The following is a 14,325-nucleotide window of genomic DNA, read 5'->3' as shown; positions in this document are numbered from 1 at the left end:
CGGTCCAGCCAGTCCGGTAGCCACCAGTTCGCCCGGCCGAGCAGCGTCATGGTGGCGGGGACCAGGACGAGGCGGACGACGGTGGCGTCCAGCACGATGGCCGCCGCGAGTCCCAGCCCCATCATCTTGACCAGCGGCGACGGATTGGCGATGAAACTGGCGAACACGGCGGTCATGATGAGCGCGGCCGAGGTGATGACGCGGCCGGTGCCCGCCATGCCCCGGGCCACCGATTCGGTGTTGTCGCGGGTGTGGTCGTACTCCTCGCGGATCCGGGACAGCAGGAACACCTCGTAGTCCATCGACAGGCCGAACAGGATCGCGAAGAACATGGTCGGCATGGGGGAGGCGATCAGGTAGGTGCGGTCCAGGCCGAGCAGGCCCGCGCCCCAACCCCATTGGAAGACCGCCACCACGATGCCGTAGGCGCCGCCGATGGACAGCAGATTCATCACGGCCGCCTTCAGCGGTATCGCCACGGAACGGAAGACGATCAGCAGCAGGAGGAATGACGAGATCAGGATGGCGGCGAGGAAGACCGGCAGGACCTCGTTCAGCCGGGTGGTGAGATCGTCGGTCATCGCGGTCATCCCGGAGACCGCCACATTGTCGGGGGCCAGATCGCGCAGGCGCTCCAGGGTTTTCGAGGTGGCGGGGTCCGCGGGCGCGGTGGTGGGCACGGCGGGCAGGATCACCGTGCCACCGTCGGTCGAGGTGCGTGCGCCACCCACCGAGGCGATGCCCGGATCGGCGGCGACCCGCTCGGCCAGCCCCGCGATATCGGCGGCCCGGTCGCGCTGATCGACCACCAGCAGCAGCGGTCCGTTCACGCCGGGGCCGAAACCCTCGGCCAACAGGTCGTAGGCGCGGCGGTGGCTGGTGGCGGTGACATCGTCACCGGCGTCGGGGAATCCGGTGCGCATGTGCAGGGCCGGGGCGGCCAGGGTGACCAGCACCGCCGTGGCGATGAGGAGATACGGCCAGGGGCGTCCCGCCACCCGATGCGCGACCCGCCACCACGCCGACTGCTCGAGACCGCGGGTCCGGGCGCGTCGCAGTACCCGCCCGGTGTCGATGCGGTCGCCGAGCAGTGTCAGCAGCGCGGGCAGCAGGGTGAGTGCGGTGGTCACCGCGACCAGCACCACCAGCGAGGTGGCGAGTCCGACCGAGATCAGGAAGCCGACGCCGGTCAACACCAGCGCCACCATGGCGAGCATGATGGTGCCGCCGGCGAACAGCACGGCCGACCCCGACGCGCCCATGGCATTCGACAGCGCGTGCGCATCGGGTTGTCCCGCGGCCCGGTTCTCCCGGTACCGCGCCACGATGAACAGCGAGTAGTCGATACCGACGCCCAAACCGATCATCGCGCCGATGGTCGGTGCGGCGGTGGACACGTCCATGGCGGCGGCCAGCACCGCGATACCGCCCAATCCGGCCGCCACCGCCACCAGGGCGAGCACGATCGGCACCAGCGCCGCCACCAGCGTGCCGAAGGCGACGACCAAAACCAGCAGGGCCACCAGCACGCCGACCGCCTCGGCTCCCGAGGTGGGGGTTTCGGCATTGATGAACGCGGCGTCACCGCCCAGTTCCGCGGCGACGCCGGATGCGCGTACCCGCTCCAGGACGGTGTTCAGCGGTGCCAGTGACTCCGGGGCGAGGTCGGTCGCGGGCAGGTCGAAGGTGAGCTGCGCGTATCCGATCCGGCCGTCCGCCGACACCGTGCCCGCCGTGAACGGATCGGCGACGGCCACCACGTGTTCCGCCTCGTCCATGCGATCGACCGCGTCCTGGATGAGCGACCGGTGCTCGGTGAGCCGCTGCCCCTCGGGCACCGCGAACACCGCCAGCGCGCTGCCGCCCGCCGCCTCCGGAAACCGTTCCGCGAGCAGATCCATGGCCTGTTCGCTCTGGCTGCCGGGGGCGACGAAGTCGTCGACGAACGAACCGCCGAGCGTGCCCGCGGCGGTCAGCACGAGGGCGACGGCGGCCAGCCAGGCGGCGACCGCCGCCCACGGTCTCCTGGCGCTGGCGTCACCGATGCGGCGGGTGATTGCGTCCATGGTGGTGTGCTCCTCGGCGATGATGGGGTTGTTATCCCGACTTCCTTGTCGGCCAGCGGGTTTCATCGTCGTGGTCGGCGGCGGTGCGGGTCGCCCGCCGCCCGGATGTTTCCGTTCCGTCCCGAGAGGGGTTGCCGAGGCGGGGAGGATCCCCCGTCCGGCGGAGGCGCGGGTAGCCCGTGGTGGGTTACCGGCTACGGGCGGCTGACCTACCGTTGCGTGATGCCCACCGACAGTTCGCACCGGGACGCACCCGGCCGGTCCCGCCACCCCATCGGACGGCCGGCGTCGTGATGGACGGCGACAGCGCCCCCACCCGCGGCTTTCGCGGACCGTTTCGCCGCTGGCCGCGCACCGCGGACGCGGTACTCGCCGCCGTGCTGTTCGTCCTGGCCGTCCATGTGGCCGACGGGCCGGGCGACACGCTCGTGCTGCGGCCGATGTCGTCGGTGCCGGTCGTCGTCCTGGTTCTGTTCGCGGTGGCGAGCGCGGCACTGTATCTGCGTCGCCGCCACCCGCTGCCGGTGCTCGGGGCGGCCCTGCTCGCCTGGGCGGTGACGGTCGGCAGCGGATATTCGGGCCTGGGCGGCATCGCCATCGTCGCCCTGTATTCCGTCGGCCGCTACGCCCGCGACGGCCGCTGGTCCTACCTCGGTGCGGCGGGTGCGATCGCGCTGGTGATCCTCGACGGTGCCCTCGACGGCTTCGCGTTCGGCGACATCTTCGCCGGTGTCGTGGTGATGGAACTGGCCTGGTACATCGGTCGCCGGATCCGGTTGCGCGGTGAGCGCGCCGAACAGGCGCGCCGGGAGCGGGCCGCGGCGCATCTGCGCGTGCTCACCGAGGAGCGCACCCGCATCGCCCGGGAGCTGCACGACGTGGTCGCCCACCGGGTCAGCATGATGACGGTGCAGGCGGGCGCGGCCAAGGCGGTGGCGGCCGTCGACCCCGAGGCCGCCCGCCAGGCCATGGCCGCGGTGGAGGAGGCGGGCCGCGAAGCCCTGGACGAACTGCGGCATCTGCTGGGTGTGCTGCGGCCCGACGTGGACAACGACGAGCTCGGGCCGCAGCCCGGTCTGGCCGATCTGCCGCGCCTGATCGACCAGGTCCGCCGGGCGGGCCTGGACGTCACGGCGGATATCGACGAGTTCCGGACTCCGCTGGCCGCACGTGTGGAACTGTCGGCCTTCCGCATCGTTCAGGAGGCGCTCACCAATGTGCTCAAGCACAGCGGCCCCGGCACCCACGCCGACATCCGCCTGTGTGCCGCGAACTCCGGTGCCGAGATCACGCTGGAAGTGCTCGACGACGGCCGCGGTGCCGCCGCCCGTACCGACGCGGGCGTCCCGGGGCACGGCATCGTCGGGATGCGCGAGCGCGCACTACTGTTGGGAGGCAGTCTCGACGCGAAGCCCCGCCCCGGCGGCGGTTTCCGGGTGGCCGCCCGGCTTCCCACCGGGGCCGACACCCACCGCTCGGCAACTTCGAAGGACCCCGCATGACCATCCGCGTCCTCGTCGTCGACGATCAGGCCCTGGTGCGCAGCGGCTTCACCATGGTGCTGCGCATGCACGACGACATCGAGGTGGTGGGTGAGGCGGGCACCGGCCTGGCGGCCATCGAGGCCGCGCACCGGCACCGCCCCGATATCGTCCTCATGGATATCCGCATGCCGGAGATGGACGGCCTGGAGGCCACCGCCCGCCTGCTGGCCGAGGCCGACTGGGAGGTCCGCGTCCTCATCCTCACCACCTTCGACCCGGACGACTACGTCTACCGCGCCCTCCGCGCCGGCGCCAGCGCCTTCGTCCTCAAGGACATGCCCGCCGACCAGCTCGCCGCCGCCGTCCGCACCGTAGCCGACGGCGGCGCCCTCCTCGCCCCCTCCATCACCCGCCGCCTGATCGGCCGCTTCGCCCGCCGCCTCACCACCGACACCACCATCACCGCCCGCCTGGCCCGCCTCACCGACCGCGAACGCGACGTCATGACCGCCATAGCCCGAGGCGCCAGCAACCCCGAAATCGCGACCCAGCTCTTCATCGGCCCCGCCACCGTCAAATCCCACGTCTCGAGCATCCTCACCAAACTGGGCCTACGCGACCGCACTCAAATAGTCGTCTTCGCCTACGAAAGCGGCCTGGTGGAAGCCGGCGACCACCCCATCGGCCACTGAAACGCCCGAAGCCCCACCCGCCGAAGCGGATGGGGCTCCCGAGATCGGTTGCGCTACAACGATTTACACGTCGTAGTACAGCTCGAACTCGTACGGGTGCGGGCGCAGGTTGACCGGGGCGATCTCGTTCTCGCGCTTGAGGGTGATCCAGGTTTCGATCAGGTCCTCGGTGAAGACGCCACCCTCGGTGAGGTAGTCGTGGTCGGCTTCGAGGCGGTCGATGACCGAGGCCAGGCTGGTGGGAGCCTGGGGGATGTTCTTGGCCTCCTCCGGCGGGAGCTCGTAGAGGTCCTTGTCGACCGGGGCCATCGGCTCGATCTTCTTCTTGATGCCGTCCAGGCCGGCCATCAGCATGGCGGAGAAGGCCAGGTACGGGTTGCCCGAGGAGTCGGGGGCGCGGAACTCGATGCGCTTGGCCTTCGGGTTGTTGCCCGTGACCGGGATGCGGACCGCGGCGGAGCGGTTGCGCTGCGAGTACACCAGGTTGATGGGGGCCTCGTAGCCCGGCACCAGACGGTGGTAGGAGTTGATGGTCGGGTTGGTGAACGCCAGCAGCGACGGGGCGTGGTGCAGGATGCCGCCGATGTACCAGCGCGCCAGATCCGACAGGCCACCGTAACCGGCCTCGTCGTGGAACAGCGGCTTGCCGTCCTTCCACAGCGACTGGTGCACGTGCATGCCCGAGCCGTTGTCGCCGAAGAGGGGCTTCGGCATGAAGGTGACGGTCTTGTTCTCCTGCCACGCGGTGTTCTTGATGATGTACTTGAACAGCATCAGGTCATCGGCCGCGCCGAGCAGGGTGTTGAAGCGGTAGTTGATCTCCGCCTGGCCCGCGGTGCCGACCTCGTGATGGCCGCGCTCCAGCTCGAAGCCCGCCTGCTGCAGGGCGGTCGACATCTTGTCGCGCAGGTCGACGTAGTGGTCGTACGGCGCGACCGGGAAGTAGCCACCCTTGTTGCGAACCTTGTAACCGCGGTTCAGGCTGCCGTCCGGGTTGAACTCCGCGCCGGTGTTCCAGGAACCGGAGATCGACTCGATCTCGTAGAAGGCGCCGTTCATGGCCGAGTCGTAGCGGATCGAGTCGAAGATGTAGAACTCCGCCTCGGGACCGAAGTACGCGGTGTCGGCGATACCGGTCGACCGCAGGTACTCCTCCGCCTTGCGCGCGATATTGCGCGGGTCGCGGGAGTAGGCCTCACGGGTGAACGGGTCGTGCACGAAGAAGTTCAGGTTCAGCGTCTTCGCGGCACGGAACGGGTCGATCCGAGCGGTGCTGAAGTCGGGGAGCAGGAGCATGTCCGACTCGTCGATCGACTGGAAGCCGCGGACGGACGAGCCGTCGAACGCGAGGCCTTCTTCGGCCAGGTCGGCCGTGAACGCCTTCGCAGGGATCGAGAAGTGCTGCTGCACACCCGGGAGGTCGGTGAACCGGATGTCGACGTACTCGACCTCCTCCTCCTTGATGTACTTGATGACCTCGTCGGCCGTGCTGAACGCCACTTAGTACTCCTTACGGATCGGTTCCCAGCCAATTCACGATTGCATGGGTTCGTCGCGACCAGACGGTATGGATGCGGTGTTTCCCCACAATCAAGGCTGTGTTTCGCCAGTGTTACACGTACAGCTGGCCGGGGGTTCGTCGGTGTCCCGGCGTTCGGCAAACGGCCGCGCAGGGCGCTGAGCTGCGCTCGACCAGCACCGACATCCTGCCATCGAACAGCGGCAATCGCCGCGCATGACGCCGAAAAGATAGGGGGATTACCACGTCGACCCGGGCACGCGTGAGAATCCTCACCGCCGGACCGGTCGGTTCAGCACTTTTTCGGTTACCTCGCGGTCACGCTCGCGCCACATGCCGGGCGAATCCCCGCCGCCGAGGCCCTTAAGCTGGGTGCATGGCACGTATCACCGGCTCCTGGCTGTCCGGACCGAACGCCGAATCCGGCGGCTCCGCCCCCGGCGACTACCCGGGCAAGGATCTGGGACTGCCGCAGGAAGGGGTCGGCTCACTGGTCACCATGCTCCGGCGCATCACGGCCCTGCTGGTGGACTGGTTCATGGCGCTCGGCCTGGCCGCGGTCATCTTCCGCCCGAATCCGGACCAGCTCATCGCCGAGATGAACATCCCGGCCGGGGAGCAGCCGCCGCCGGATCTGGTCGTCATCATCAGCTCGCTGTCCACTCCGACGCTGCTGGTGTGGTTCGTCATCGGCGTCGCCACGGTGACCCTCTTCGGTTACACCCCCGGCCAGTTCTTCCTGAAGGAGCGGGTGCTGCGCATCGACGCCGACGTCCCCGTCGGCTTCGTCCGCGCCCTGGTCCGCCAGATCCTGCTCGTCTTCGTGGTCCCCGCCCTCTTCACCGACGGTGACGGGCGCGGCATGCACGACCGCGCCACCGGCACCGCCCTCGTCCGCGCCCGCTGATCCCGCCTCACCCGAGCGCGGTGCGCAGGAAGTTCCGGATGAGTTCGGCGATTTCCGGGCCGTGCGTTTCCAGGGCGAAGTGGCCCGCGACCAGCAGATGCAGTTCTGCGTCGGGCAGATCGCGCAGGTAGGCGCGGGCGCCGTCGGCCCCGAAGATCTCGTCGTGCTCGCCCCAGGCGATGAGCGTGGGCGGCCGATGCTCGGCGAAGTACTTCTGGAAGGCCGGGTAGCCGTCGAGGTTGAACTGGTAGTCCCAGAACAGCTGGAGCTGGATCTCCTTGTTGCCCGGGCGATCCAGATACGCCTGATCCAGGGTCCAGGTGTCGGGGCTCACCCGGGCCTTGCGGTCCTCGGGAACGCCGTGCAGGTACTGCCATTTCGTGGCATCGAGTTCGAGCAGCTCGCGCACGGCGGGCTCGTGGGCGGCGCGATCGCGCGCATGGGCGAAGAGCACATCCCAGAAGGGCGTGAAGCCTTCCAGGTACGCGTTGCCGCTCTGACTGATGAGGGCGGTGACGCGGTCGGGCTGCCGGGAGGCGATGCGCAGGCCGATGGGCGCGCCGTAGTCCTGGATGTAGAGGGCGAATCGATCGATGCCGAGGGCGTCCAGCAGTTCCTGGGTGATCTCGGTGAGTTTGTCGAAGCTGTAGGGGAATTCGTCCACCGACGGCATGGCCGACTGTCCGAAGCCGATGTGGTCCGGGGCGATCAGATGGTAGCTGTCGCCCAGATCGTGCAGCAGATTTCGGAACATGGCCGAGGAGCTCGGGAAGCCGTGCAGCAGGACGAGTGTGGGGTTCGCGGGGTCTCCGGCCTCGCGGTAGAAGACGGGCAGTCCCTGGATCTCCACGGTGTGGTGCGCACGTCGTTCATGATGATGTCCTGTCTCTCGGGGGATGTCGATCGGCATATAACCGTCTATCTCTATATAGAAGGTTAGATGCGGTGGATTTATTCCCCTGGCGGCCAATGTCTTTCGGAAGTCTTCCGGGCTCACCGGCCTACCTCGCGTCATAGCTCGGACGTATTGATTGCGAAACGGGGTTATGTACCTTTAAGGGCGGCGGGAACCGTGCGGAAGGATGCAGCCTCTTGTTCGCTTGGTGGGGAAATATGGTCTGCCGCTTGCGGTTCGCGGTGATCGGTCTCGCGGTCGCGGCACTGCTGGCCTTGGGTGGCTACGGGCTCAGCCTGAACGACCACCTGAGCTCGGGGGGCATGTTCGATCCCTCGTCGGAATCCGCGGAGGCGGGGCGGCTGGCCGACGCCGCCTTCGGACGCAACCATGATGTGGACGTCGTCGTGCTGTTCACCGCGCCGCCGGGTAGGACGGTCGACGACCCGGACTTCAGCCGGACGGTCGTCGATCACCTCGACAGCCTGCCGCGCGAGCATCCCGAGCAGATATCCCGCGTCGTCGGCACCTACTGGCGCACCGAGACCGGTGCGATCAGCGCCGCCACGGCCACCAAGGACAAGCGCCGCGCCGTCGCCGCCATCGCCCTGCGCGGGGAGAACGACACCGATATCCAGCGCAACTACCGAGCGGTCAAGGATGTCTTCGAGATTCCCGGCGTCGAGGTGCGGGTCGGCGGACTGCAACCCGTGGCGGGCGCGCTCAACGACACCGTCGCCGACGATCTGCACCGCATGGAACTGCTGGCGGTGCCGTTCGTGGGGCTGCTGCTGTTCTTCATCTTCGGCGGCGTCGTCGCCGCGGCGCTGCCGCTGCTCACCGGCCTGCTCACCATTTTCGGCGCGTTCGGCATCGTGCGGTTCGTCGCCAACTTCACCGAGGTGAACACCTTTGTCTCCCCGGTGGTCTCCATGATCGGGCTCGGGCTCGCCATCGACTACGGCCTGTTCATCGTGAGCCGATTCCGGGAGGAGTTGGCCGCGGGTAACGACACCCGCACGGCGGTGCGGCGTTCGGTGCTGACCGCCGGACGCACGGTCGTCTTCTCGGCCACCATGATCGTGGCGAGTCTCGGTGGGCTGCTGCTGTTTCCGCAGGCGTTCCTGAAATCCATCGCCTACGGTGCGATCGCGACGGTGACCCTGGCGGCCGTCACCGCCATCACCATCCTCCCTGCCGTCCTCGCCGTACTCGGGCCGCGCGTGGATCTGTTGGGGCTGAAGCGATTCCGCCGCACCAAATCGTCCGAGGAACTCGACAACGGGCTGCTCGCGCGCACCACCGCCTGGGTGATGCGCCATCCCGGCAAGGTCGCCGTCCCGATTCTGCTGGTGCTGATCCTGCTCATCGTGCCCATGCACAATCTCGTCTTCGGCGGCTTCAGCGAGAAGTACCTGCCCCCGGACAATCCGACCCGCATGGCGCAGGAGGAGATCGACCACTACTTCCCGCTGCGCAAATCCGATCCCATCGAGTTGGTCTTCATCGCCGACAACTCCCAGGCGGTGGGACCGGTGTGGAATCAGGCCAATCAGGCACCGGGACTGGTGGGGCAGTTCGACATTCCCGCGCGCTCACCCGCGCAGCCCGATATCTACCGGGCCAAGGCCGCGGTGGTGGATATCAACGACGCCGGGGCCACCATCGAATATCTCCGGTCACTGGACCTGCCCGATGGGATGACGGTCCTGGTCGGCGGGGTGCCCGCTTTGCAGAAGGACACCATCGACGCCCTGCTGGTCCGGATTCCGTGGATGATCGGCCTCGTCCTGCTGGTGACCACGCTGCTGCTGTTCCTGACCTTCGGCTCGCTGGTGCTGCCGATCAAGGCCGCGCTCATGAGCGGCCTCGGCCTCGGCTCCACCCTGGGCATTCTGACGTGGATATTCATCGACGGTCACGGGGCCGGGTTGCTGAACTTCACCCCGCAGCCCGGTCAGGCGAACATGCTGGTGCTGATCATCGCCATCATCTACGGCCTGTCCATCGACTACGAGGTCTTCTTGCTGTCGCGCATGGTCGAGGCGCGCGGCGCGGGCGCGACCACCGAGGAGGCGATCCGGATCGGCACCGTGCAATCCGGGCGCATCATCACCGCGGCGGCGCTGATCCTGCTGGTGGTGACGGGTGCGTTCGCCTTCTCCGACCTGGTGCTCATGCAGTACATCGCCTACGGCATGATCGCGGCGCTGTTCATCGACGCCACCGTGCTGCGCATGCTGCTGGTCCCCGCCGTCATGTGTTTGCTGGGTGATCGCTGCTGGTGGGCTCCGGTCTGGATGAAGCGGATTCAGCAGCGCTTCGGTCTGAGCGAGGTGGTTATCGACGACGACCAGGCTCGGCGTGGCTCCCGCGTCGGCTTGGTCAAGTCCAGCACAATGTAAAAGGTGCGTACCTCGGACATGTTCATCCCAACGTAGCTGGCTATTCACCGGCTCTCATATTCGGCCGGTACTGTGCGGACGTCCAGTCGTGACGACTTCGGAGGTTGCATGAGCGAGGGCTACCGGGCCGCGGCGCGTGGACTCAGCCGCCGGTCGCTGTTCGCCTCCACCGGTCTGCTCGGCTTGGCCGCCCTCGGCGCGAACGCCCTGAACGGCCCACCCGGTGTCCGGCACGTCCTGCTGCGCAACGTCTACGAGGAGATCACGCCCGTCGTATCGGGGCCGGTGATCCGGCGCGAGCGCGTCTACTCGGCGGCACGCGGGCGCGAGGTGGACGTGGTCACCATCCTGCCGCCCGGCGTGCGGGTACGCGACCTGCCCATCTCGATTCTGCTGCACGGCCTGAAGGGCAATGCGCACACCGCCGCCGGGGTCGGCGGGATCGGCCACGCATTGGCCGCCGCCGTCACGACGCGGCAGGTGCCGCCCTTCGGATTCCTCGCCGTCGACGGCGGGGACAACTACTGGCACGAGAATCATCCCGGCGACGACCCGATGTCCATGCTGCTCGACGAGGTGCCGCACTGGCTCGCCGCCCGCGGCCACGACGAAACGCCCTTCGCCTGCACCGGTGTGTCCATGGGCGGCTTCGGCGCCATGCTCTACGCCCGCCGTCGCACCGAACGCGGCGATCCGGCGCGGGCGGTGGCCACCATCTCGCCGGGATTGCTGACCTCCTGGGCGGATATGAGCAGGCGCAATGCCTTCGCCAGTGAAAGCCAGTGGGCCGCACTGGATCCGCTGCGCAATATCGGTAAACTCGGACCCGCTCCGATGGCGCTCTGGTGTGGGGACCGCGACAAGTTCGTGCACGGCTGCCGTGAGTTCATCGCCCGTGCGCCGCTGGAGATCGCGTCCATCACACCGGGTGCGCATACCGACGCGTACTGGCGCACGGTGATGCCGGATGTGGTGGCCTTCCTGGGCAGGCATATCGGCTGAACCCTCGTGCTGCCAAGGGATGCCGGGGTGTGCCAGGTGGGTGGAACGTCGGGGGCGCGCCCGTGCGGTGCGAGGTGTCGTGTGGACCTGCCGGTATCGCAGCAGGGTCGCAGCGACGACCGGCGTGATCACCGATCGGGCCGCGAATCCGGCGTGATCATCGCTCCGGCAGCGAGTCCCGTTCCGGCCGCGAGCCCGGGGTGATCAGCCCTGTCTCGTAGGCGAGCACGACCAGCTGGGCTCGGTCGCGGGCGTCGAGTTTGGTCAGCAGTCGCCCCACATGGGTCCGCGCGGTGGCGGGACTCATGTGCAGCGTCGCCGCGATCTCGGAATTCGACCGTCCCGCACCGACTTCGGCCAGCACCTCGCGTTCCCGGGCGGTGAGCCGGTCCAGGAGTTCGGCGGCGCGCGGGTGCGGTCCGGCCGCGGCCGCCAGCATGACGCGGCGGGTGACGGCGGGGGAGAGCAGGGCGTCGCCGCGTGCCACGATCCGCACCGCCTCCCGCAGCCCGTCCGGGTCGGTGTCCTTGAGCAGGAATCCGGCGGCCCCGGCGCGCATGGCCTCCAGCAGATTGTCGTCGGTGTCGAAGGTGGTGAGCACCACCACCCGGACGTCGCGCAGTTCCGGTTGCGCGACAATGTGTTTCGTCGCCGCCAGGCCGTCGCCGCCCGGCATGCGGATATCCATGAGCACCACGTCGGGCCGAGTGGCGGTGACCAGTTCCACCCCGGTCGCGCCGGTGGCTGCCTCGCCCACCACCTCGATATCGTCGGCGCGCTCCAGCAGCGCCCGCAGCCCCTCCCGCACCAGATGCTGGTCGTCCACCAGCGCCACCCGGATCATGCCGCGCCCCGCACCGGTATGCGCGCCTCCACCATGAACCCTCCCTGCCGTCGATTCTCCGCGCGCAGATCGCCGCCGAGCAGTGCCACGCGTTCGCGCATGCCGATGATTCCCCACCCGGCCGTGTCGCCTCGGGATCCGCGGCCGTCGTCGGCGATGCGCACCACCAATTCGGCGGCTTCGCGGCGTAATTCGATGTCGACGGTGCGGGCGTCCGCGTGGCGCAGCACATTGCTCAGCGATTCCTGGATCACGCGGTAGGCGGTGGTCTCGACAATGGCGGGTAGCGGGGCGGTACCGCCCGAGCGGGTGCAGGTCACCGTCGGACCGGAATCCCTTGTGACCGTGATCAGTTCGTCGAGCCGGTCGAGGCCCGGGGTCGGCGGTTCGGCGGCATCCGGGGCGCGCAGGGCGTCGACGGTGGCGCGTAACTCCCGGCTCGCCTCCCGGCAGGCGGTGCGGGCTGCGGTCAGGGAGTGCTCCGCGGTGTTCGGATCGTCCCGCAGCGATTCGCGGGCCACATCGGTGTGCAGGGCGATCACCGACACCGTGTGCGCGAGCAGATCGTGCAGGTCGCGGGCGATGCGCACCCGCTGCCGCTCGACCCGGCGCGCGGCCTCGCGCTCGCGCTCCACCGCCGCCGTCCGCTCCCGCCGCTGAAGTTCGGCACGCCAGCCGCGTCGGGAGCGAATGCTGTCGCCGAGCGCGATCACCGCCGCCATCAATCCGGCCGAGGACGGAAGTTCCAGTCCGAGAACGAAACCCAGATTGTCGCCTTGGGCCACCCGCACGGCGGTGGAGATCGCCAGCAGGGCCAGCGCGGTGCCCGCCGCCCACCACAGCCGCCCGCGCTCCGCCGCCGAGAACAGGGCCGCCGCCACCGGCAGCGCCAACCCGATCGGCGGATAGTCGAGCATGTAGTAGACCAGCAGTGCCGCACCCGACACCAGCAGCGTGCCGACCGGCCAGCGGCGGCGCACCAGCATCAACGCGCCGAACAGCGCCCCGAAGGCATAGGCGGACGGCGCGACCCCGGCGGCCGACCCGCCGACATTGGCGGTGATCGCCGTGCCGACCACCACCAGGGTCAGCATGCCGAGAGCGAGGTCGACCAGCCGCGCACGGTGCTCGGCGCGGTTCGTCTCGGCGTGGGTTCCGGCGTCGGCGGGCAGCTGCCGCCGCCTCGGTTCAGTCTGCCCGGCGTGGGATTCCGGTTCCGCGCCGGAAAGACGCATGCCGGTTCGCGACTCGTTCGGATGCATCTCACCAGCCCCGCTTCCCACGTGTGTCACGGCCGTCTTCGCCTATCGAGTGCGATCGGTGATCCTCGCCAGCAACCATGCCACCGCACCGGTGGCCGCACCGAGCAGCACGCCGGTGAGCACGCTGCTGCTCATGGCGAAGGCACGCATCACCAGTTCCTCGGTGCCCGGCGAGAACCTGCCTTCGAGATTGCCACCCAGCCGCGGCGGATCATCCGCGAAGGCGGCGTTCCAGAGCAGCTGGTGCGTGAGCGCCAGCAGCAGGCCGTAACAGGCGCCGACCGCGAGCAGCGCCGGGATGGGATTCGGCACCCGCCGCCACAGCACATAGCCGATCCACACCGCGATCGGCACGAAGACCAGCACCGCGTTGACCACCGCGGGCACCGCCCCCAGATCGTGCGCGATCACCCGGGGCACGCCCAGCGCCGCCAGCACGATCACCGCGAGCGGGGCGAGGCCGAGGGAATCGCGAATACGTGCGGCCGTGCTCATGCGATCTCGGGCTGGGACGTGTGCGCGCCGTCCACTCATGCCGCCACCTCCTGAGCCGTGCGGACCTCGCTACCGGTCGCCTGCCGGTACAGCCGCAGAAAACCGATGAACGCCAGCACCGCGGTCACCCCGCTCATGGCCAGCCGCACCCAGTGCCCGTTCTCGAACTCCGTCGCGGTCCGCCGCAGCACCTCCGTCGAATGCACGGCCGCGCCCTCGTCGAACATGATCTCGTTGCGCGGCCAGAAGTAGAGCGCCGAGAACAGGAACTCACCCAGCACCAGCGAGCCCAGACTGCCCAGCAACCACCAGCGTGCCCCCGGAACCCGCCAGGCCAGCGCGGTGGTCGCCACCGCGGCCAGCACCGTGAGCGCCCCCATCGGCGGGAAGAAGTCCGCGGGTCCGGTCACCTCGAAGAAGTCCGACGCCTCGGCCAGCGATGCGGGCACATCGTGGAAGACATTCGGGTAGATGATGATCGTCTCCACCGCGATCCCCCCGAACGCCACCATCGCGATCCACACGTACGCCGTCGGAACGGCCAATCCGATCCACTGTTTTCGCATGTGGGCGACGGTAGGGAAGTCCAGGGGCCATCACATCGGCCCACACGCCCCATCGGAGTACGTCATTCGACGTACACGGCCGGTCGGCTACCGCTGGCTCAGGACAACCGTGCCCCCCCCGGGGGTGGGGGGGGGGCCCGGGAGCAGAAGGGGGGGGGGGGGAGCGGCGGCGGGGGGTGGGGGGGCAA

At 68.9% G+C, this 14,325-nt stretch carries 12 protein-coding genes; 5 read left to right on the top strand and 7 right to left on the bottom strand.

Annotated features, from left to right (window positions below):
* Window positions 1-2,066, bottom strand: a 2,066-nt coding sequence (locus QK444_RS19060) for an MMPL family transporter (RefSeq protein WP_282782159.1), incomplete at its 3' end; no start/stop codon positions are given.
* Window positions 2,067-2,359: 293 nt separating this feature from the next.
* Between QK444_RS19060 and QK444_RS19055 the strand changes: the two genes are divergently transcribed.
* A complete protein-coding gene (locus QK444_RS19055; RefSeq protein WP_282782157.1) occupies window positions 2,360-3,568 on the top strand; it encodes a sensor histidine kinase in 1,209 nt (402 codons plus the stop codon).
* Window positions 3,565-4,242 (top strand): response regulator transcription factor, encoded by a 678-nt coding sequence (locus tag QK444_RS19050; protein WP_282782155.1) that lies wholly within the window; start codon window positions 3,565-3,567, stop codon window positions 4,240-4,242. Before QK444_RS19055 ends, QK444_RS19050 begins: the two co-directional genes overlap by 4 nt.
* A gap of 63 nt (window positions 4,243-4,305) precedes the next feature.
* Here QK444_RS19050 and glnA read toward each other — a convergent pair whose 3' ends face one another.
* Entirely contained in the window at window positions 4,306-5,742 is a 1,437-nt protein-coding gene (glnA, locus tag QK444_RS19045; RefSeq protein WP_282782153.1) for a type I glutamate--ammonia ligase, read from the bottom strand.
* A 395-nt stretch (window positions 5,743-6,137) separates the two neighbouring features.
* Between glnA and QK444_RS19040 the strand changes: the two genes are divergently transcribed.
* A complete protein-coding gene (locus QK444_RS19040; protein ID WP_282782151.1) occupies window positions 6,138-6,668 on the top strand; it encodes an RDD family protein in 531 nt (176 codons plus the stop codon).
* A 7-nt stretch (window positions 6,669-6,675) separates the two neighbouring features.
* Here QK444_RS19040 and QK444_RS19035 read toward each other — a convergent pair whose 3' ends face one another.
* A complete protein-coding gene (locus tag QK444_RS19035) occupies window positions 6,676-7,578 on the bottom strand; it encodes an alpha/beta hydrolase (protein WP_282782149.1) in 903 nt (300 codons plus the stop codon).
* A gap of 182 nt (window positions 7,579-7,760) precedes the next feature.
* Here QK444_RS19035 and QK444_RS19030 point away from each other — a divergent pair, with 182 nt between their 5' ends.
* Together QK444_RS19030 and QK444_RS19025 are read left to right on the top strand one after the other, a co-directional pair.
* Window positions 7,761-9,968, top strand: a complete 2,208-nt coding sequence (locus QK444_RS19030) for an MMPL family transporter (protein WP_282782147.1) — start codon at window positions 7,761-7,763, stop codon at window positions 9,966-9,968.
* Between the two features lie 108 nt (window positions 9,969-10,076).
* A complete protein-coding gene (locus tag QK444_RS19025; RefSeq protein WP_282782145.1) occupies window positions 10,077-10,970 on the top strand; it encodes an alpha/beta hydrolase-fold protein in 894 nt (297 codons plus the stop codon).
* 157 nt (window positions 10,971-11,127) lie between these two features.
* Here the strand turns inward: QK444_RS19025 and QK444_RS19020 are convergent, their stop codons facing one another.
* The 4 genes from QK444_RS19020 to QK444_RS19005 all read right to left on the bottom strand — a co-directional run bounded on the left by QK444_RS19020 (window position 11,128) and on the right by QK444_RS19005 (window position 14,137).
* On the bottom strand, window positions 11,128-11,814 hold the full coding sequence (locus QK444_RS19020) for a response regulator transcription factor (RefSeq protein WP_282782143.1): 687 nt from the start codon (window positions 11,812-11,814) through the stop codon (window positions 11,128-11,130).
* On the bottom strand, window positions 11,811-13,049 hold the full coding sequence (locus tag QK444_RS19015) for a sensor histidine kinase (RefSeq protein ID WP_282782141.1): 1,239 nt from the start codon (window positions 13,047-13,049) through the stop codon (window positions 11,811-11,813). The genes QK444_RS19020 and QK444_RS19015 overlap by 4 nt, the downstream gene beginning before the upstream one ends.
* Window positions 13,050-13,118: 69 nt before the next feature.
* The gene (locus tag QK444_RS19010) at window positions 13,119-13,571 is read right to left on the bottom strand and encodes a hypothetical protein (protein WP_282782140.1); all 453 of its coding nucleotides are present in this window, start codon (window positions 13,569-13,571) and stop codon (window positions 13,119-13,121) included.
* 35 nt (window positions 13,572-13,606) lie between these two features.
* The gene (locus tag QK444_RS19005) at window positions 13,607-14,137 is read right to left on the bottom strand and encodes an anthrone oxygenase family protein (protein ID WP_282782138.1); all 531 of its coding nucleotides are present in this window, start codon (window positions 14,135-14,137) and stop codon (window positions 13,607-13,609) included.
* Window positions 14,138-14,325 lie beyond the last annotated feature (188 nt).

This window comes from Nocardia sp. CC201C, assembly GCF_030010695.1.
Taxonomy (GTDB): domain Bacteria; phylum Actinomycetota; class Actinomycetes; order Mycobacteriales; family Mycobacteriaceae; genus Nocardia; species Nocardia otitidiscaviarum.
This window is presented reverse-complemented; position numbering and strand designations above follow the sequence as displayed.